This window comes from Enterobacter cloacae complex sp. SYL001 (assembly GCF_049237025.1).
GTDB lineage: Bacteria > Pseudomonadota > Gammaproteobacteria > Enterobacterales > Enterobacteriaceae > Enterobacter > Enterobacter intestinihominis.
Map to the genome: position 1 here is coordinate 125196 of NZ_JBMKJI010000009.1, position 19545 is coordinate 144740.

Annotated in this window: 17 protein-coding genes and 1 pseudogene; 8 read left to right on the forward strand and 10 right to left on the reverse strand. The window is 55.7% G+C overall.

Going from position 1 to position 19545, the window contains the following annotated elements; genetic code table 11:
• Window positions 1-6 precede the first annotated feature (6 nt).
• From minE to minC, 3 genes are read right to left on the reverse strand one after another with little or no spacing between them, the layout of a single operon-like run.
• Window positions 7-273, reverse strand: a complete 267-nt coding sequence (minE, locus tag ACOTZP_RS11460; protein ID WP_003859937.1) for a cell division topological specificity factor MinE — start codon at window positions 271-273, stop codon at window positions 7-9.
• Between the two features lie 3 nt (window positions 274-276).
• Window positions 277-1089, reverse strand: a complete 813-nt coding sequence (minD, locus tag ACOTZP_RS11465; protein WP_003859938.1) for a septum site-determining protein MinD — start codon at window positions 1087-1089, stop codon at window positions 277-279.
• Window positions 1090-1111: 22 nt separating this feature from the next.
• Entirely contained in the window at window positions 1112-1819 is a 708-nt protein-coding gene (gene minC, locus ACOTZP_RS11470; RefSeq protein ID WP_023300345.1) for a septum site-determining protein MinC, read from the reverse strand.
• A gap of 123 nt (window positions 1820-1942) precedes the next feature.
• On the opposite strand from minC, the gene ACOTZP_RS11475 reads away from it, so the two are divergent.
• The 3 genes from ACOTZP_RS11475 to ACOTZP_RS11485 all read left to right on the forward strand — a co-directional run bounded on the left by ACOTZP_RS11475 (window position 1943) and on the right by ACOTZP_RS11485 (window position 3459).
• Window positions 1943-2218 carry a YcgL domain-containing protein gene (locus tag ACOTZP_RS11475; RefSeq protein WP_006810982.1) on the forward strand — a complete coding sequence of 92 codons (276 nt, stop codon included), beginning with the start codon at window positions 1943-1945 and terminating at the stop codon, window positions 2216-2218.
• A 47-nt stretch (window positions 2219-2265) separates the two neighbouring features.
• Window positions 2266-2925, forward strand: coding sequence for a fumarylacetoacetate hydrolase family protein (locus ACOTZP_RS11480; RefSeq protein ID WP_271075242.1), 660 nt, complete (start codon window positions 2266-2268; stop codon window positions 2923-2925).
• 93 nt (window positions 2926-3018) lie between these two features.
• Window positions 3019-3459: a YcgN family cysteine cluster protein gene (locus ACOTZP_RS11485; RefSeq protein WP_022648432.1), complete on the forward strand. Its 441-nt coding sequence runs from the start codon at window positions 3019-3021 to the stop codon at window positions 3457-3459.
• Window positions 3460-3558: 99 nt separating this feature from the next.
• Here the strand turns inward: ACOTZP_RS11485 and dsbB are convergent, their stop codons facing one another.
• Window positions 3559-4089, reverse strand: a complete 531-nt coding sequence (gene dsbB / locus ACOTZP_RS11490) for a disulfide bond formation protein DsbB (protein WP_032622423.1) — start codon at window positions 4087-4089, stop codon at window positions 3559-3561.
• 46 nt (window positions 4090-4135) lie between these two features.
• Window positions 4136-5674, reverse strand: coding sequence for a Na(+)/H(+) antiporter NhaB (gene nhaB / locus ACOTZP_RS11495; protein ID WP_045308313.1), 1539 nt, complete (start codon window positions 5672-5674; stop codon window positions 4136-4138).
• Between the two features lie 202 nt (window positions 5675-5876).
• On the opposite strand from nhaB, the gene fadR reads away from it, so the two are divergent.
• Complete coding sequence (gene fadR / locus ACOTZP_RS11500) at window positions 5877-6596, forward strand: fatty acid metabolism transcriptional regulator FadR (RefSeq protein WP_015570315.1); 720 nt, start codon at window positions 5877-5879, stop codon at window positions 6594-6596.
• Between the two features lie 66 nt (window positions 6597-6662).
• On the opposite strand, the gene ACOTZP_RS11505 is transcribed toward fadR, so the two are convergent.
• Entirely contained in the window at window positions 6663-8195 is a 1533-nt protein-coding gene (locus ACOTZP_RS11505) for a SpoVR family protein (protein WP_022648429.1), read from the reverse strand.
• A 321-nt stretch (window positions 8196-8516) separates the two neighbouring features.
• Between ACOTZP_RS11505 and ACOTZP_RS11510 the strand changes: the two genes are divergently transcribed.
• Complete coding sequence (locus ACOTZP_RS11510; protein ID WP_022648428.1) at window positions 8517-9815, forward strand: D-amino acid dehydrogenase; 1299 nt, start codon at window positions 8517-8519, stop codon at window positions 9813-9815.
• Between the two features lie 9 nt (window positions 9816-9824).
• Window positions 9825-10895 carry a catabolic alanine racemase DadX gene (dadX, locus tag ACOTZP_RS11515; RefSeq protein ID WP_271075243.1) on the forward strand — a complete coding sequence of 357 codons (1071 nt, stop codon included), beginning with the start codon at window positions 9825-9827 and terminating at the stop codon, window positions 10893-10895.
• 162 nt (window positions 10896-11057) lie between these two features.
• Here dadX and ACOTZP_RS11520 read toward each other — a convergent pair.
• A pseudogene (locus ACOTZP_RS11520) lies at window positions 11058-12725 on the reverse strand (potassium/proton antiporter); the annotation flags it as partial.
• A gap of 97 nt (window positions 12726-12822) precedes the next feature.
• Entirely contained in the window at window positions 12823-13737 is a 915-nt protein-coding gene (gene ldcA, locus ACOTZP_RS11525; RefSeq protein WP_271075244.1) for a muramoyltetrapeptide carboxypeptidase, read from the reverse strand.
• A gap of 107 nt (window positions 13738-13844) precedes the next feature.
• On the opposite strand from ldcA, the gene emtA reads away from it, so the two are divergent.
• Window positions 13845-14456 (forward strand): membrane-bound lytic murein transglycosylase EmtA, encoded by a 612-nt coding sequence (emtA, locus tag ACOTZP_RS11530; protein ID WP_271075245.1) that lies wholly within the window; start codon window positions 13845-13847, stop codon window positions 14454-14456.
• 37 nt (window positions 14457-14493) lie between these two features.
• Here emtA and ycgR read toward each other — a convergent pair whose 3' ends face one another.
• Window positions 14494-15225, reverse strand: a complete 732-nt coding sequence (ycgR, locus tag ACOTZP_RS11535) for a flagellar brake protein YcgR (RefSeq protein WP_271075246.1) — start codon at window positions 15223-15225, stop codon at window positions 14494-14496.
• A gap of 160 nt (window positions 15226-15385) precedes the next feature.
• Between ycgR and ACOTZP_RS11540 the strand changes: the two genes are divergently transcribed.
• Window positions 15386-17488, forward strand: a complete 2103-nt coding sequence (locus ACOTZP_RS11540; protein WP_421633713.1) for a TonB-dependent siderophore receptor — start codon at window positions 15386-15388, stop codon at window positions 17486-17488.
• A 72-nt stretch (window positions 17489-17560) separates the two neighbouring features.
• Here ACOTZP_RS11540 and ACOTZP_RS11545 read toward each other — a convergent pair whose 3' ends face one another.
• A complete protein-coding gene (locus tag ACOTZP_RS11545) occupies window positions 17561-19243 on the reverse strand; it encodes an alpha,alpha-trehalase (protein ID WP_045623225.1) in 1683 nt (560 codons plus the stop codon).
• Between the last annotated feature and the right edge of the window lie 302 nt (window positions 19244-19545).

Genomic DNA, 19545 nt, shown 5'->3' on the forward strand with positions numbered 1-19545 from the left:
AACGGATTAACGTGACTCTTCCGCTTCCGGAAGCGTCACGTTCAGCTCCAGAATCGAAATATCCCCGTCTTTTTGCTCCAGCTGAACGGTGACCATTTCCGGGTCAATCTGCACGTATTTGCAGATCACTTCCAGAATGTCTTTGCGCAGCTGCGGCAGGTAGTGCGGTTCGGCGTCGCTACGACGACGTTCCGCCACAATGATTTGCAGACGTTCTTTTGCGATGTTGGCGGTGCTTTTTTTCCGCGAGAGAAAAAAGTCCAGTAATGCCATAACTTATCCTCCGAACAGGCGTTTGAGGAAACCTTTCTTCTCTTCTTCAATGAAGCGGAAAGGACGTTCTTCTCCCAGCAGACGGTCAACGGTATCCGCATACGCTTTACCCGCGTCTGCCTGTGTATCCAGGATCACGGGCTCACCCTGGTTAGAGGCGCGCAACACGGACTGATCTTCCGGGATCACGCCAACCAGTTTGATGCGCAGGATCTCCAGCACGTCTTCCATGCTCAGCATGTCACCTTTGTTCACCCGACCCGGGTTGTAGCGGGTCAGCAGAAGGTGCTCTTTGATCGGCTCCTGGCCATTTTCCGCGCGACGAGATTTCGAGGCCAGAATGCCGAGAATACGGTCGGAGTCACGTACTGACGAGACTTCCGGGTTAGTAGTGATGATGGCTTCATCCGCGAAGTAGAGCGCCATCAGCGCGCCGGTTTCGATACCGGCCGGGGAGTCGCAGACCACGAAGTCGAACTCCATCTTTTTCAGATCGTCAAGCACCTTTTCCACGCCTTCACGGGTCAGCGCGTCTTTATCACGGGTCTGGGACGCCGGGAGAATGTAGAGGTTCTCGGTACGCTTATCTTTAATTAGCGCCTGGTTAAGCGTGGCATCGCCCTGAATGACGTTCACGAAGTCATACACCACGCGACGCTCGCAACCCATGATCAGGTCCAGGTTACGCAGACCGATATCGAAGTCGATTACGACGGTTTTCTTTCCCTTCTGGGCCAAACCAGTAGCGATGGCCGCGCTGGAGGTGGTCTTGCCAACGCCTCCTTTACCCGAAGTCACAACAATAATGCGTGCCATAGAAATTCCTTGTTAAAAGGGATCAATTTAACGGTTGAACGGTCAAAGCGTTATCTGCCAGCTGCAGACGAGCCGCTTTGCCATAAAATTCGGCTGGGATTTTATCGCTCAGCCAATATTCACCTGCGATAGACACCAGTTCTGCCGTCAGGTGAGTACAAAAAATTTGTGCTTCTCGATCGCCGCTGGCGCCCGCAAGCGCACGCCCACGCATCATACCGTAAACGTGAATATTGCCGTCTGCAATCAGTTCTGCGCCCGCACTGACGTGGCTTGTAACAATCAGATCACAGTTTGGCGCATAAATGCGCTGACCGGAACGAACCGGCAGATCAATCAATCGCGTTTTTGTGACTGGGGCTACATTTTGCGCCGAAGGCGGGGGAGCGGGAACGGTTGCAGGCGTTGCGCGCGGGGATTTTTCTCTACCCTCGTTTAACAAGGGCAAACCCGCGCGTTCAATTTCGGCTTTTAACTCTGCGTCTTTACAGCCGCTTATACCCACGATGCGCAACCCCGTGGAGACGACGGCCTGCTGGAGTCGCTTCCAGTTAACCGGCCCCTCAAGGTCGCTTACATTAACGACAACAGGAGCATGCTTAAGAAAAGCGGGAGCCTGCGCGATTTTGTCTTCTAACGCCTGACGAATAACCTCGGGTTTTGCATCATGCAAATGAACCACTGATAAGGTGAAGCTACTGCCTTTAAGCTCGATGGGCGTATTTGACATCCTGGCCTTACTCAATTTGCTATTAACCGCAACACATCGCCGCGATATTCCGAAGAGTATCAGGCATGTTATAGTCAGGAGTATATTGAGGCAAGCAACCACCCATTAATTCAGAGTAAAAACATGTTTTGTGTGATCTACAGAAGTACCAGCCGCGACCAGACCTACCTTTATGTCGAAAAGAAAGACGATTTTTCCCGCGTGCCTGAGGAATTAATGAAAAGCTTTGGCCGACCGCAACTGGCGATGCTGCTGCCGCTGGACGGCCGTAAGAAGCTGGTGAACGCCGATCTGGAGAAAGTCAAAAAGGCGTTAACCGAGCAGGGCTATTATTTACAGCTTCCGCCGCCACCGGAGAATTTATTAAAACAGCATCTTGAGGTGAGCGGAAAGAAATAAGCCCGGGTTACTCCGGGAACAACTCATCAACCGATTAGGGGTCGACCATGTATCAACATCATAACTGGCAAGGTGCATTACTGGATTATCCCGTCAGCAAAGTGATCTGCGTGGGCAGCAACTATGCAAAACATATTCAGGAGATGGGCAGCGCCGTGCCGGATGAGCCGGTTCTGTTTATTAAGCCAGAAACCGCACTGTGCGATATTCGCCAGCCGCTGGTTCTGCCGCAGGGGCTGGGCTCGGTGCATCATGAAGTGGAGCTGGCGGTGCTGATCGGCGCGACGCTGCGCCAGGCGACCGAAGAGCATGTAGAGAAAGCGATTGCGGGTTACGGTGTCGCGCTCGACCTGACCCTGCGCGACGTCCAGAGCAAAATGAAGAAAGCGGGGCAGCCGTGGGAAAAAGCCAAGGGCTTTGACAATTCATGCCCGATTTCCGGTTTCGTTCCGGTGAGTGAATTTACCGACGACCCGCAGAATACGCCCCTCAGCCTGAAGGTCAACGGCGAGATCCGCCAGCAGGGGACGACCGCTGACATGATCCATAAGATCGTTCCGCTGATTGCCTACATGAGCCGCTTCTTCACCCTGAAACCCGGCGACGTGATCCTTACCGGCACTCCGGAAGGTGTGGGGCCGCTGCACAGTAGCGACGAGCTGGACGTCAGTTTTAACGGCCTGTCGCTGAAAACCCGCGTGCTGTAAAAGCACCTTGCCGCCTGAAAAGGGCGGCAAAACTTGCATCAACGTGCCAGACTCGTTATAAGGTGCGCTCTATTTTGACGTGTGGACATCCCGATGAACGACATTCCTTTCTGGCAAAGCAAAACTCTCGACGACATGACCGACGCGGAGTGGGAATCGTTGTGTGACGGCTGTGGGCAGTGCTGCCTGCATAAGCTGATGGATGAAGATTCGGATGAGATCTATTTCACCAACGTAGCCTGCAAGCAGTTAAACATCAAAACCTGCCAGTGCCGCAACTACGAGCGCCGTTTCGACTATGAGCCGGACTGCATCAAGTTAACCCGTGAAAATCTGCCGACCTTTGAGTGGCTGCCGCATACCTGCGCGTATCGCCTGCTGGCGGAAGGTAAAGATCTGCCCACATGGCATCCGCTGTTGACGGGGTCGAAAGCGGCGATGCACGGCGAGCGTATTTCCGTGCGCCACATTGCGGTGAAAGAGTCCGAGGTGCAGGACTGGGAAGACCACATTATGAATCACCCTAATCGGTGATAATAAAAAACCCGCCGAGGCGGGTTTTTTATTGTGCGCAATTTTGTCGGGTGGCGCTGCGCTTACCCGACCTACAAAACTGACGTTGCCGTTTCGCTTTTACCTTCCAAAAAGATCGCGTTTCTTTGGCTTGAACGGCTGGGCAATCAGCACCAGCAGCGCTACCACGAAGTAGGCGACAAAAATGCCCACCAGCCACTGCGGCATCTCCAGCGTCAGAAACTCCCACTGGCGTACAGAGCAGTCACCGGAGGCCACAAACACCTGCGGCAGCCATTTATCCAGCGGCAGCCAGCTCGGGAAGCGGGCCGCAAAGTCGCAGGTCATAAACGGCGACGGGTGAAGCTGCATCTGGGTGTGCTCCCAGGCAAGCGCAATCCCTTTCCCGGCGCTGTACAGCCAGATGGCAATTGCGGCATAGCGTAACGGTGTTTTAGGTGCAATCGCACCTACCAGACCCGCGCCCATAATGCCGAACAGCGCACAACGCTCATAAATACACAGGACGCAAGGTTTCAGCCCCATCACATGCTGAAACCACAGCGCGACCATTTCCAGCGCAAAGGCGGTCAGGGCCATCAACAACCACGCTCCGCGACCGCGTGAGCACTGGTTCAAAAATCGCAACATAATCATTTCCCTGGAACATGCTTAGACAGCGCAGTGTAAACGAATTTTAATGCGCCGCAAGTATACCTGCTTGCAACAACCATTGCGTACAGGGAACGAGAGTAATTTTGATGCACAGCAAACCAACAAGGGTAAGCACCAGCGTGTACGGCAGCGCCATCCAGACCATTCTTCCATAAGAAAGTCGTATGAGTGGCGCCAGCGCCGAGGTCAGCAGGAAGAGGAAGGCCGCCTGACCGTTCGGGGTTGCCACGGAGGGGAGGTTGGTTCCAGTGTTGATCGCCACCGCCAGCAGCTCGAACTGTTCACTGCTGACAATCCCTTGCTCCATCGCGGCTTTGGCCTCATTGATGTATACCGTCCCGACAAAGACGTTATCGGATATAGAAGACAACAGACCGTTAAACAAATAGAACAGCGTTAGCTGCGAATCTGGCGTGGCCTGAAGCACAAACGCGATGATTGGCGCGAAAAGATGTTGATCAATAATCACCGCCACGACGGCGAAAAACACCGCCAGCAGGGCTGTAAACGGCAGCGCTTCGGTAAAGGCTTTTCCGATAGCATGTTCGTCCGTGACGCCGCTCAGGCTGGTTGCCAGAATAATTACCGACAGACCAATCAGCCCCACCTCGGCAAGGTGGAAGGCCAGCGCAGCGATAAGCCACACGCCGATGATGCCCTGTGCAATCAGGCGCAGCGTCTCCTGGCGCGTGCGTTGTTTGCGGCTCTGCTCGTCAAACTTATGCAGCTCCTGACGGACCTGATCGGGCAACTTCGCGCCATACCCAAAAAGGTTGAATTTTTCGACCAGCACGCAGGTCGCTAAGCCGCAGATCAGAACGGGCACGCTGACCGGCGCCATGCGCAGGAAAAATTCGCCAAAATGCCACTCAGCCGCTTTGGCGATAATCAGGTTTTGCGGCTCTCCGACCATTGTCATCACGCCGCCCAGCGCCGTCCCCACGCCCGCATGCATCATCAGGCTGCGCAGAAACGCGCGGAACTGCTCGAGCACATCGCGGTTGTGCGCCTCAACGTGGCTGTCGTCCTGCAAGTTATCGCCAGGACGAGACGAGGCGACCCGGTGGTAAATACCGTAAAAGCCGACGGCGACGCTGATCACCACCGCCACAACCGTCAGCGCATCCAGGAAGGCAGAGAGGAAAGCCGCGGCGAGGCAAAACGCCAGCGAGAGCAGCGTTTTCGACGGAATGCTCAGCAGCAGACGGGTGAAGATAAACAGCAGAAGCTGCTTCATAAAGTAGATCCCCGCCACCATGAAGATCAGCAGTAGCAGGACTTCAAGATTCGACGCAATCTCGTTTTTAACATGCTCCGCGCTGGTCATTCCAATGACCACGGCTTCCAGCGCCAGCAGCCCGCCGGGCAACAGCGGATAGCACTTCAATGCCATCGCCAGGGTAAAGATAAACTCGGCGACCAACATCCACCCGGCAACGAAGGGATCCAGCAAAAAGATAACGGGATTAACGACCAGGAATACCAGTAGAGTGAGTTTGTACCAGTCAGGTGACTGACCTAAAAAGTTGCGCCACAGCGCGCGCCCAAATGAAATTTCCACGACAGACGTCCTTTCCCCGTCAAATAAGACAAGACATCAGTATACGCAAAAACGGCGGCGGAGAGGGGGATAAAGCCATTTTGTAAATTTCATAAAAATGAAACGGCGATCCCTCTTTTCTGTCTCTGCTGCGCTATCTGCCTCTGCGCGCCTCTGGTATGATGAGTGCAATTTGCTAAAGCTGTGTAATGGAAATCTCACTATGGTCATTAAGGCGCAGAGCCCGGCGGGTTTCGCGGAAGAGTACATCATTGAAAGCATCTGGAATAATCGTTTCCCTGCGGGATCAATTCTACCTGCTGAACGCGAACTCTCTGAACTGATTGGCGTCACCCGTACCACGCTGCGAGAAGTGCTCCAGCGTCTGGCGCGCGATGGCTGGTTGACGATACAGCATGGCAAACCCACTAAAGTGAATAACTTCTGGGAAACGTCCGGGCTGAATATTCTGGAAACGCTGGCGCGTCTCGATCACGAAAGCGTACCGCAGCTTATTGACAATCTGCTTTCGGTGCGCACCAACATCGCTACCATTTTCATCCGCACCGCGTTTCGTCAGCATCCTGAAGATGCGCTGAAGGTGCTTGCCACCGCCAATGAGGTGGAAGACCACGCGGACGCCTTTGCGACCCTCGACTACAACGTGTTCCGCGGTCTGGCGTTTGCTTCCGGCAATCCGGTTTACGGTCTGATCCTGAATGGAATGAAAGGGTTATATACACGCATTGGTCGTCACTACTTTGCCAACCCTGAAGCCCGCAGCCTGGCGCTCGGCTTCTACCATAAACTGAGCAAGCTCTGCACCGAAGGGCTGCACGATCAGGTCTATGAAACGGTGCGTCGTTATGGCCACGACTCCGGTGAAATCTGGCACCGAATGCAGAAAACCCTGCCGGGTGATTTAGCGATTCAGAGTCGCTGAAATAAAAAACCTCTCGATTGAGAGGTTTTTTTCGCCCGGTGGCGCTTCGCTTACCGGGCAAAAAAACTACAACGTATTCAACCGCGCCGGACACCGCTCCAGCAGCTCCACGCTGCCATCTTCATTCTGCTGCTCCAGCGACACGTCAAATCCCCACAGGCGATGCACATGCTTCAGCACTTCCTTACGCCCCTTATCCAGCGGCGCGCGGTTGTGAGGGATATAGCGCAGCGTCAAAGAGCGGTCACCGCGCAGATCCACATTCCAGACCTGAATGTTCGGTTCAAGATTGCTCAGGTTGTACTGAGACGACAGGCGCGAGCGGATCTCACGATAGCCCTCTTCGTTGTGGATCGCAGAGATCTCCAGGTAGTTGTTGCGGTCATCATCCAGTACGGTGAAGAAGCGGAAATCACGCATGATCTTCGGCGACATGAACTGGCTGATAAAGCTCTCATCCTTAAAATCACGCATCGCGAAGTGCAGCGTTTCCAGCCAGTCAGAACCGGCAATATCCGGGAACCAGTATTTGTCCTCTTCGGTGGGCGACTGGCAGATACGCTTGATGTCCTGGAACATGGCAAAGCCGAGTGCGTACGGGTTAATGCCGCTGTACCACGGGCTGTTATACGCTGGCTGGAATACCACGTTGGTGTGGCTGTGCAGAAACTCCATCATAAACCGCTCGGTGACTTTTCCTTCGTCATACAGGTGGTTAAGAATGGTGTAGTGCCAGAAGGTCGCCCAGCCTTCGTTCATCACCTGGGTCTGCTTCTGAGGATAGAAATACTGGCTCACCTTGCGCACGATGCGCAAGATCTCACGCTGCCACGGCTCCAGCAGTGGGGCGTTCTTCTCCATAAAGTAGAGCAGGTTTTCCTGCGGCTCGGAAGGGTAACGACGCGCCTCGGCGACGGTTTTCTCCTCCTCACGTTTCGGCAGGGTGCGCCACAGCATATTCACCTGGCTTTGCAGATACTCCTCGCGGCTCTTCTGCCGGGCTTTCTCTTCCTGCAATGAGATCTTCTGCGGACGCTTATAGCGATCAACGCCGTAATTCATCAGCGCGTGGCAGGAGTCCAGCAGCTTCTCTACCTCGTCCACGCCGTAGCGCTCTTCGCAGTCGGTAATGTATTTGCGGGCGAAGATCAGGTAATCGACGATGGAGCTGGCGTCCGTCCAGCTGCGGAACAGATAGTTATTTTTGAAGAACGAGTTATGTCCATAGCAGGCGTGCGCCATCACCAGCGCCTGCATGGTAATGGTGTTCTCCTCCATCAGATAGGCAATACACGGGTTAGAGTTAATAACGATTTCATACGCCAGCCCCTGCTGTCCGTGCTTATACAGTCGCTCCGTTTCAATGAATTTTTTACCAAACGACCAGTGCGGATAGTTAATCGGCATCCCGACGCTGGAGTAAGCGTCCATCATCTGTTCCGAGGTGATGACTTCAATCTGATGGGGATAGGTGTCCAGACGATAGAGTTTGGCCACCCGGTCGATCTCCGCCAGGTAGACATCCAGCAACTCGAAGGTCCAGTCGGGTCCATCGCTCAGACGGGTGCTGTCCCTTGACATGGAATCTAGTGTAGCCATTAGCGCGCCCTCGTTGTTGGTCGCTCTCTCTGACTGGAGAGCCTCCTTTCAAGCATAGATCACCCCATTCAAATACGCGGGGCGCAGAAATTTTTTCTTTGCGATTTCCCGTTTTCGATACGGCAAAAAAAGCGGTGCTCGCAGAATTTTCTACTGGTTAAAAATAACGCGCAGCAGGAGATCCCAAATAAGCGCTATCCCCTGATACAGCGGGATATGTGAGTTAAGTCACCATAAAAAAGTCATATGTTGAATAATATTTTCAGCTAGGTTATCAATCTGTAATTAGATGATTGTTCTTTTGCTCATAATGGAGTGGCTATGCGTGTTGTCATACTGGGAAGTGGTGTCGTTGGCGTAACCAGCGCCTGGTATTTAAGTCAGGCGGGACATGAGGTTACCGTTATCGATCGCGAATCCGGTCCGGCGCTGGAAACCAGTGCGGCGAATGCGGGGCAGATCTCCCCGGGCTACGCTGCGCCGTGGGCGGCCCCGGGCGTTCCGCTGAAGGCGATCAAATGGATGTTTCAGCGACATGCGCCGCTGGCGATAAGCCTTGACGGCACACAGTTCCAGCTTAAGTGGATGTGGCAGATGCTGCGCAACTGCGACACCCGCCACTACATGGAAAACAAAGGGCGCATGGTGCGCCTCGCAGAATACAGCCGCGATTGCCTGAAAGCGCTGCGTTCCTCAACGGGGATCGAATATGAAGGGCGCCAGGGCGGCACACTTCAGCTGTTCCGTACCGCGCAACAGTACGAAAACGCGACCCGCGATATCGCCGTGCTTGAAGATGCGGGCGTACCGTATCAGCTGCTGGAAGCCAGCCAACTTGCCCAGGTGGAGCCAGCACTTGCCGAGGTCGCGCACAAGCTGACGGGCGGCCTGCGTTTACCGAACGATGAAACCGGCGACTGCCAGCTTTTCACCCAGCGTCTGGCGCGCATGTGTGAGCAGGCCGGGGTGAAATTCCGCTTCAACACCTCTGTCGACAAGCTGCTGTCGGAAGGGGAGAAGATTTACGGCGTGAAGTGTGGAGAAGAGGTGATCAAAGCCGATGCTTACGTGATGGCGTTCGGATCCTATTCTACCGCGATGCTGAAAGGGATCCTGGATATCCCGGTCTATCCGCTGAAAGGCTACTCCCTGACCATTCCCGTGAAAGAGGACAGCGGCGCGCCAGTATCAACCATTCTTGATGAAACCTACAAAATCGCCATCACCCGTTTCGATAACCGGATCCGCGTCGGCGGCATGGCGGAAATCGTGGGCTTCAATACCGAACTGCTCAAACCACGTCGTGAAACGCTGGAGATGGTCGTCGGCGATCTCTTCCCGCGCGGCGGTTTCATTGAGCAGGCGACGTTCTGGACCGGCCTGCGTCCAATGACCCCGGACGGCACGCCGATTGTGGGCCGTACGCCTTACAAAAATCTGTGGACAAATACCGGCCACGGTACGCTTGGCTGGACCATGGCCTGCGGTTCGGGCCAGCTGCTTAGCGACCTGATTTCCGGGCGGACGCCGGCAATTCCGTTTGACGATTTAAGCGCCGCACGCTATCAATCAGGGTTTACCCCCTCGCGTCCACAACACCTGCACGGCGCGCATAATTAAGGAGTCGTCATGTCCCGTCCCATTCTGGCCCAGCTGGATTTGCAGGCGCTGAAGGATAACCTGCAAATTGTTCGTCGTGCTGCGCCGGGTTCTCGTGTCTGGTCGGTGGTGAAAGCCAACGCCTACGGTCATGGTATCGACCGTATCTGGAGTGCGCTCGGCGCTACCGACGGTTTTGCCTTGCTGAATCTGGAAGAGGCCATCCTGCTGCGTGAGCGCGGCTGGAAAGGACCGATCCTGCTGCTGGAAGGATTCTTCCATGCGCAAGATCTGCCTCTACTGGATAAGTACCGCCTGACGACCAGCGTTCACAGTAACTGGCAGATCAAGGCCATTCAGGACGCGAAGCTGCATGCCCCGCTGGATATCTATCTCAAAGTGAACAGCGGTATGAATCGTCTGGGCTTCCAGCCTGAACGTGTGCACACGGTCTGGCAGCAGCTTCGTGCGCTGAAAAACGTCGGTGAGATGACGCTGATGGCGCATTTTGCCGATGCGGAAAAGCCGGACGGCATTGCCGATGCTATGGTCCGCATTGAGCAGGCGGCAGAAGGGCTGGACTGTCCGCGCTCGCTGTCGAACTCAGCGGCAACGCTCTGGCATCCCGAGGCGCATTACAACTGGGTGCGCCCGGGGATCGTGCTGTACGGCGCGTCACCCTCAGGTCAGTGGCAGGATATCGCCAACAGCGGCCTGAAGCCGGTGATGACGTTACGAAGCGAAATTATCGGCGTGCAAACCCTGAAAGCGGGCGATACGGTGGGCTATGGCAGCCGCTATCGGGCAGCGGGCGAGCAGCGTATCGGTATCGTGGCGGGGGGCTATGCAGACGGTTATCCGCGCATCGCCCCAAGCGGCACGCCGGTGTGGGTCGATGGCGTGCGTACGGGCACGGTAGGCACCGTCTCAATGGACATGTTGGCTATTGATTTGACGTCATGTCCTCAGGCGGGGATCGGCTCACCGGTTGAGCTGTGGGGCAACGAGGTTAAAATTGATGATGTGGCCGCTGCGGCGGGCACTGTCGGGTATGAACTGATGTGCGCGCTGGCGTCAAGAGTGCCTGTTGTGACGGTGTAACATGTGTGTGTGCCGGGTGGCGGCTTCGCCTTACCCGGCCTACAAAAGCCCGAACGTAGGCCGGGTAAGCGTTAGCGCCACCCGGCAAAAAAGCAGCTACTCCGCCTCCTCCTCCATCGGCCTTACGCCGACTTTGCGCACCGCGTTATCCTCTTTCTCGGCCACCGTCCAGACCATCCCGGCAAACTCCACCTGGTCACCGACGACCGGTGCAGCCCCTAATAATTGCTGAATAATCTCGCCCAGTGTTTGCTGGTTATCGCGATTCTCCAGTCCTCCCTCCAGGCCATAAATCAGCGCCACATCCGCAAAGCGGGCGCTGGCTTCGAGGATAAAATCGCCGAAGAAACGCTGATCCAGCGCCACCGGGGGCGACTGGCTGAACAGCTTGCCAAGGGCAGGCAGGTCGCGCTCGCGGCCAATCACGCAGAGGATATCGTTCTCTCGCAGCCGCGTGCTGCCGGTCGGGTGAAGCAGGGCGTTATCCCGGAACAGGGCGGCAATACGCGTTTCAGCGGGCATATGCAGATCGCGTAGCGAAGCACCCACGCACCACTTATCGGCGCTTAGCTGATAGACAAACTGTTCCCACGGGTTGTCTGGGTGAATATCCAGCCCCACGCGGGAGACCGGCCAGCCAACGGGCGGTACCACCACTTTGGCTTTTTTCGCCGCCCAGCCCAGCGACGTCCCCTGGAACAGCAGCGATACCAGCACCACGAAGAAGGCGACGTTGAAGAACAGACGAGCGTTGTCCAGCCCGGCCATCATCGGGAAAACCGCCAGGATAATCGGCACCGCGCCGCGCAGCCCCACCCAACTGATAAATATCCGCTCACGCAGGTTAAACCCGCGGAACGGCAGCAGCCCGGCAAACACCGACAGCGGACGGGCGATGAAGATCATCCAGGCCGACAAAAGCAGCGCTGGCACGACGATAGGCAGCAGGTCGGAAGGCGTCACCAGCAGGCCCAGCACCAGGAACATGGCGATCTGTGCCAGCCAGGCCAGCCCGTCAAAGTTTTGCAGTATCGCATAACGGTTACGAATCGGTCGGTTGCCCAGCAGGAATCCACAGAGGTAAACCGCCAGAATACCGCTGCCGTCCAGCGCGGTGGTGACGGCAAAGATCAGGATCCCGCCGCTCAGGGCCAGCAGCGGGTAAAGGCCGGAAGGCAGCGTAATACGGTTGATTGTCTGCTGTAACAGGTAACCGCCGCCGAGACCAATGATAATCCCGAGGCCAAACTGCTGGAGGATGTGCCAGGCGAACATCCAGCTCAGGCCAGTTTCGTGCTGCTGGATCATCTCAATCAGGGTGATGGTCAGGAACACCGCCATCGGATCGTTGCTGCCGGATTCAATCTCAAGCGTGGAGCCAACGCGCTCGTTCAGCCCCTTGCCGCCGAGCAGCGAGAACACCGCCGCCGCATCGGTAGAGCCGACAATCGCGCCAATAAGCAGGCCTTCCATCATATCGAGGTTAAACAGCCAGGCTGCCATCATACCGGTCAGGCCGGAGGTGATTAGCACGCCGACGGTAGCCAGAGACAGCGCCGGGCCTAAGGCAACGCGAAACGAACTTGCCTGGGTGCGCATGCCGCCGTCCAGCAAGATCACCGCCAGCGCGAGGTTACTTACCATATAGGCGAAAGGGTAATTATCGAAGGGGATACCGCCGATTCCGTCAACCCCCGCCAGCATGCCGATAGCCAGGAAAATGACAAGAATAGGTATGCCAAGGCGCGATGAAAATGAACTTAATAAAATGCTGAAGGTTACCAGGATGGAACCCAGAATGAAAAGACTGATTATCGCTGTGGCACTCAATGTCGTCTTACTCCCACCTCAATGTGAACGCTGTTATTAAAACCCTAACATATTAACAACTGTATCTGCGTTTTATTGAGGGGGAATAACGGCTTTTTTATGCCTTTAAGACCGGATGACCGCTGATTGTTAACCGACTGCCTGAATTACCGTGTACAAGGTGCGCCCGGGCACCCAGTGGCAAGGTAACGGTTTGCTGCTCATGGCCGAAATTCAGACCGGCGATCACCGGAATATCCAGCCGGGAACGAATGAAATCGACCATCGTCTCCAGCGTGTAGCCCGCGTCGTAATCGTTGGGGGCTGACCCGCTGAAACTGCCCAGCACAATGGCCGACTGCCGATCCAGGATCCCGGCGTGATAAAGCTGTAACAGCATGCGTTCGACGCGGAACGGGTGTTCGTTGATATCTTCCAGCACCAGAATGCCGTCCTCGATCTGCGGCAGCCACGGTGTCCCAATCAGCGATACCAGCATCGCGAGGTTTCCGCCCCACAGCTGCCCTTCACATTCCCAGTGCGGTCCGTTGCCTTGCCACTCGACGGTAAACGTCGGGTTTTGCAGGGCGCGCCAGAAATGGTCCTGCGTAAACGCATCCAGCTCCGGCGCACCAAAGTTGCCGGCCAGCATCGGGCCGCTAAAGGTAATGACGTTATGCAACGCCAGCAGGCCGAGCTGGATCGCCGTGAAATCGCTGTGTCCGCAGATAAACAGCGGATCCTGCTGCTGGCGTGCGGCCAGCCCGGCCCAGTCGATGCTCTCCAGCAGCCGGCTTGCGCCATAGCCGCCGCGCACGGCCAGCACAATAGTGTTTTCACCTTCCAGCGTCGCCAGGCTGTTGATATCGCTCAGTCTCTGCGCCTCCGTACCGGCAAAACGCTGCATGCGGCGGGGGATAATTGTCTGATTTTCTACCTGATGGCCCATTTCCAGCAGGCGCTGAACGCCCCGCTGTGCCGCCTCCTGGTTGATGCAGTAGCCCGACGGTGCGATGAGATGAAACTGAGGCATGGCAATTCCTTGCTGAATGAGAATCTAATTGTCTATATCATGCCGCTTATACGCCGCCTGCTTCAAGGGGCGGCGTACCGCGATGACCGGCTATAAGGATAGATGACGTGAAATTGAGATGGTTTGCTTTTTTGATTGTGTTGCTCGCTGGCTGTAGTTCAAAACATGATTATAAAAATCCCCCCTGGAATCCTGAAGTCCCGGTAAAGCGGGCCATGCAGTGGATGCCGATCAGCGAACAAGCCGGGAAGGCCTGGGGCGTGAGCCCGCGCCTGATCACCGCGATCATCGCCGTGGAGTCCGGCGGTAACCCGACGCTGGTGAGTAAATCGAATGCGGTGGGGCTGATGCAGTTAAAAGCCTCTACGGCGGGAAGAGAGGTCTATCGCTACATGGGCTGGAAGGGACAGCCATCCACCAGCGAGCTGAAAAACCCGGAACGTAATATCTCTATGGGAACCGCTTACCTGAGCATTCTGGAGCATGGCATTCTGAAGGGAATTGACGATCCGGAAGTGTTGCAATATGCGCTGGTGGTGTCGTACGTTAACGGAGCTGGCGCGCTGCTCCGAACCTTCTCATCCGATCGCAAAGAGGCGATAGAAGAGATTAACGATATGGATAAAGATGAATTCTTCGAACACGTTGTGAAGAATCATCCGTCAGCACAGGCTCCACGTTATATCTGGAAAGTACAGAAAGCAATGGACGCCATGTAACGTCTTTGTCGGGCGGCAGCACGCTGCCCGACGCCTTTCAGCGCACTTTATTCGCGCGTTCCCGCGCTTCACGCTCCAGTGAAAAAATGATGCGCTGTAGTTCGCGCTCGGCGCCTGGACCGACATTCAGAAAGCGAAAACTCAGTCGCGGCGTGGTAATGGTTTCGTTTTTGCCGTCCACCACCTTGCGCTCGCTGATGGCAATCAGCTGGGCGTCAAACCAGAAGCGTCCCCATCCGCCCATATCCAGCTCGATCTGACTAAAACGCATACCTTCCACCAGCCCTTCCGGCTTCGACATATCCATCAACGCTCCCATGCCGCCCAGCGACAGGTCAAAGAGACGAAAGCGGATCTCTTTTTTGTCCGGCATTTTCGCCTTACAGAAGTAGGCCGGGTGAAGCGGGGCGCTGATGCGAAAATACTCGCGGCGCTGCACGAACCAGAGATTAGCGGGCAGGGGGGTGATAAACGCAGGCAAACCCTGGTACACGATCGTGGTCAGGCGAGGCAGTATAAACTCGACTTTAGCCCCCTGCGTTTCGGCCATCACCGAGAGGTTTTCTGCCTGTAGCGCGGCACGGTTTTCATCGCTCTGGCTACCCAGATCCACGATCAGGTGTTCTGCCGTCACGTCCAGGATCTTGCTGATAAACTGGCTGGTTGACCAGTTGATGCGCAGCGGCACCTCGCCCTTTTTCAGGTCGCGTAACACCCCTAATACAGCCAGCGGATTTTGTTTCAGGAACTGCTCACTGTAGCTACTCACGCCAGATGGCTCCTCGATAGATGACAGACTGTCTCTGGGTTATCGGCACGCTGGCATGAAACTTAATACAAACGATCTGTTTTTCTCCGCTGATATTGATTCGGTAATAAAAATGATAATAATTGTCGTTCCCAATATCATCTAATAATAAGACGACACTATGAGCACCTCACGTTTTGCGTTATGCGCGTTGGCAGGCGCCGTTACGCTGGCATTGCAGACACAGGCTTTCGCAGAAGAACCCACCATCGTGGTAACCGGTACAGAGCAGGGCAGCGCGCTCCCTGCCTGGACCAATAGCGCCACGAAATCAGCCGTCGCGGAAAGTAAAACGCCGCAGGTGATCAACACCATCGCCGCTAAAGAGATTGAGCAGCGGCACGCCAGTTCGGTAAACGAGATCCTGCGCTATGCGCCGGGCGTTTCCATGGAGGTGCGCGGGAGCACCTCTTACATGAGCGAGTACAAAATCCGCGGGTTCAACGTCGATCAGGAGTTCTACAACGGCCTGCAACTTCCCTATAACGTCACCGGGAACACCAAAGCGCGAATCGATCCGCTGCTGATTGAGAGCGTCGATATCCTGAAGGGGCCGTCATCCGTGCTGTATGGCGGCGGCTCCCCGGGTGGGCTGGTCAATATTCAGAGTAAAAAGCCGCAGAAAGAGGCGAAAACGGAACTGGGCTTTAATACCGGAAACCGCAATCTGAAAGAGGGGTACCTGGATTCCACGGGGCAGATTGCGAACAGCGACTGGAACTATCGTCTGCTGGGCAAAGCGACGGAAAGTGACGAACAGGCGCACACCACGCGCTATGAAAACTATCTGGTGGCCCCCTCCGTGACCTGGCAGCCGGATGACAAAACGCGCCTGACCATTGACGCGCTGGCGCAAAATACGCCGAGCCTTACGCCGTCTGATCCGATGCCGCTAAGCTATCTGCGGTCTAAATACGCCGATCGTCGTGACTATGCCGGGGATGAGTGGAGCGGTTTCAAACAGCGCCAGTGGATGCTGGGCTACAGCTTTGAACATGAGTTTGACAGTGGCTGGGGCTTTAACCAGAAAGCGCGCTACTTTGACGTGGATACCCACCAGCGCAGCGCCTATTCCACCGGGACGGGCAGCGAGGTCTACCAGCTTAACCGCTTCGCCTATACCACGGATGAAGATTTGCAGAGCTTCAACATTGATAACCAGGTTACCCGAACCGTCGCGCTGGGGGACTGGCAACATCATCTGCTGGCGGGCTTTGACTACCAGAAGCTTAACTCTCACTTCCATTATCGTTACGCCTCGTCCACACCGGGTATCGATATGCGCAATCCGGATCACTCGCAGATCGATAACGATGCGCTGGGGCTTGAAACCGCGCAGAAAAACCGTCTCGGCTATCAGCAGAATGGCTATTACCTTCAGGATCAGATTGCGTTTGGCGGGCTTAACGTGCTGGCCAGCCTGCGCTTTGACGACTACCGTTCCGTCACCACCAACTATCTGCAAAACGGTGACAAAGCCTGGGTATCGCAGGATCGCCTCACCAAACGACTGGGGGCGCTTTATGCCTTCGAAAATGGTCTCTCGCCGTTTATCAGCTATTCGGAAGGTTTCGCACCGGTATCGCCGCAGGGTACGCTGACCGCGAAAGACGTTAAGCCCACCACCAGTAAGCAGGTGGAGGGTGGGGTGAAATATCTGCTGGCGGAATATGCAACTACCTTCACCGCCTCGGTGTTTAACATTCGTCAGAAAAATGTAGTGACCAGCGATCCGGGCTTCCTCAACTACCGACAGACCGGGGAAGTGGAATCGAAAGGCGCGGAGCTTTCCGCTATTAGTCGTCCAACGGATAACCTGACGCTGATTGCCAATTATGCCTACACCCACGCCATCAATACCGAAGATGACAAGTACCAGGGCAAACGACCGACGCAGGTCCCTGAGAACGCCTTTAATCTGTGGGGAAATTACACCTTTGACAGCACGCCGCTGAGAGGGTTAACGCTGGGGGCTGGTGCACGCTACACCGGGCCGATGGAGATCTCGCCAGCCAATGACGCAGGCAAGCTGGGCGGTACGACGCAGTACGATCTGGCGGCATCTTACCGCATGGGCGAACTGGCGCCATCGCTGGAGGGGCTGACGCTGAAAGCGAGCGCGCAGAACGTCACCAACAAAGAGACGCTCACCTGCTATGACGCGACCAACTGCTGGATAGGCCGCGACCGCACCTTCCAGGTCGGGGCGAGCTACAGCTTCTGAAAAAAGCCCGGTGGCGCTACCGCACTGAACAGTCCCCTCGCCCCTTTGGGGAGAGGGTTAGGGTGAGGGGCGCTACTGCGCCGCCTGTTTAGCAGGTGCAACATCATCGTTTGCCGCAGACTGATTCTCCGGTACGCTGTCGCACGGCTTCTCTTTCGGGCAGACCATGTCCAGCATCCTGAGCGTCACACCGTTACTCCAGCCGAAACCGTCCTGCAACGGATACTCACCGCCGCCACCGCCGGTACCTGTCGAAGAGACATCGTACTTCTCAACCAGTTTCTTCTCGCGATCGTAGGTATGCTGAACGTTTTTCAGGAAACGCCAGGTCACGTCCATCGCCACTTTCTGCTGACCATAGTTCTGCAACCCTTCCACCGCTACCCACTGCAACGGCGCCCAGCCGTTCGGCGCATCCCACTGCTGCCCGCTGTTGATGGTGGTGGTAGAAATACCGCCCGGTTTCAGCAGGCGCGACGATGCGGCTGCGGCCACTTTATCGGCGCGATCCTGTGATGCGGCCTTCACATACAGCGGGAAGAGGGCCGCGGCAGTCAGCTGATTACGCACCTTCCTGGTTTTCAGATCGTAATCCGCATACCAGCCCTCTTTATCGTTCCACAGGTGGCTCTCCATGGCTTTCTGACGTGCGGAGGCCAGCGCGTCATATTTACTTGCGCTGGCGGTATCCCCATCTTCCTGGCTGGCACGGGCCAGCAGTTTTTCCATCTTAAACATCAGCGCATTCAGATCCACCGGCACGATGCTGGTGGTGCGGATGGTACCCAGCTTCTGGGGATCGTCCATCCAGCGGGAGCTGAAATCCCAGCCCGAGGCCGCGGCAGAGCGCAGATCGCGGTAAATCTCGGTGGCCGGACGGTTAGGGTTATTTTTGGCGGTGGTCACGTCATCCAGCCACGACTCAGGGCGTGGCGTGTCCAGATCGTCCCAGTAGCGGTTGAGGAGGGAGCCGTCATCCAGCTTCACTACGCGTTTGTTTGCCTGACCAGGCTGGAGCCCATCAGCCCCCTCCATCCAGTAGGCATACTCCTTCTCCATCTGCGGACGGTATTTCTTCAACGCGTCGCTGTCATGCGTGGCCAACAGTTCCACCATCAAAGAAAAGAACGGTGGCTGAGAGCGGCTCAGGTAGTAGCTGCGGTTACCGTTAGGGATATGGCCCCAGGTATCAAGCTCGTATGCGAAGTTGTCCACCATGTCGCCGATCTTATCCCAGTGGCCGCTCTCGGCTAGCCCCAGCATGGTGAAATAGCTGTCCCAGTAATAGACTTCGCGGAATCGTCCTCCCGGCACGACATAGGGTTTTGGCAGAGGCAGGAGGGAGTCCCATTTGTTCGCTTTGTCGGTGGTGCGGGTCAGCACAGGCCACAGATCGTCTATGTGTTCGCGCAGGCTCTGGCCCTCAGGGGGAACATATTTCTCACCCTCCTTCGGCAGGATAAAGTTCATCTCCACGAAGTGACGCAGGTCAAAACCGGACTGGGTATGCTGCATCCGGTAATCCGCCAGGATCATCAGCGGGTCGCTTTTGGGAACGGCATCCGCGAAGGTTTTCTGATCCGGGAACAGTTTGGCGCTCTGAACGTCATTAAAGAGGGGGCCAAGAAGAATATCAGGTGAGCTTTGCTGGCTCGTTGGCTGGTCTTCAGCATAACCAAATGCGGTAACACCGAGTAGTGCGCCTGCCAACGCAAGGGGTAAAAAAGCGGGGCGTCGTGCGCGAGGTCTTATCATCGGTTCGTCTCCTGTCTTCGCTGAGCAGCGTGACCGCTGTTGTCAATTACCTGAAAACCTTAGACGAATATCGATAACTTCGCGTGTTGAATGTCCCATTTTTCGCATAACCAGATAATTCGGGTGCGCTTTCACTACACCAGGGTTGGATTACTTAATTTTTAACCACACCAAGGAAAGGCCGGGTAAGCTTCAGGTATGAACCGGAAACATGGGTAACACTTTAGACCGGATACATGGGTAACAGTTATAACTGGCATAGAAGAGGAGACTCGCTATGCCCTGGACTGAGACCCGACCTA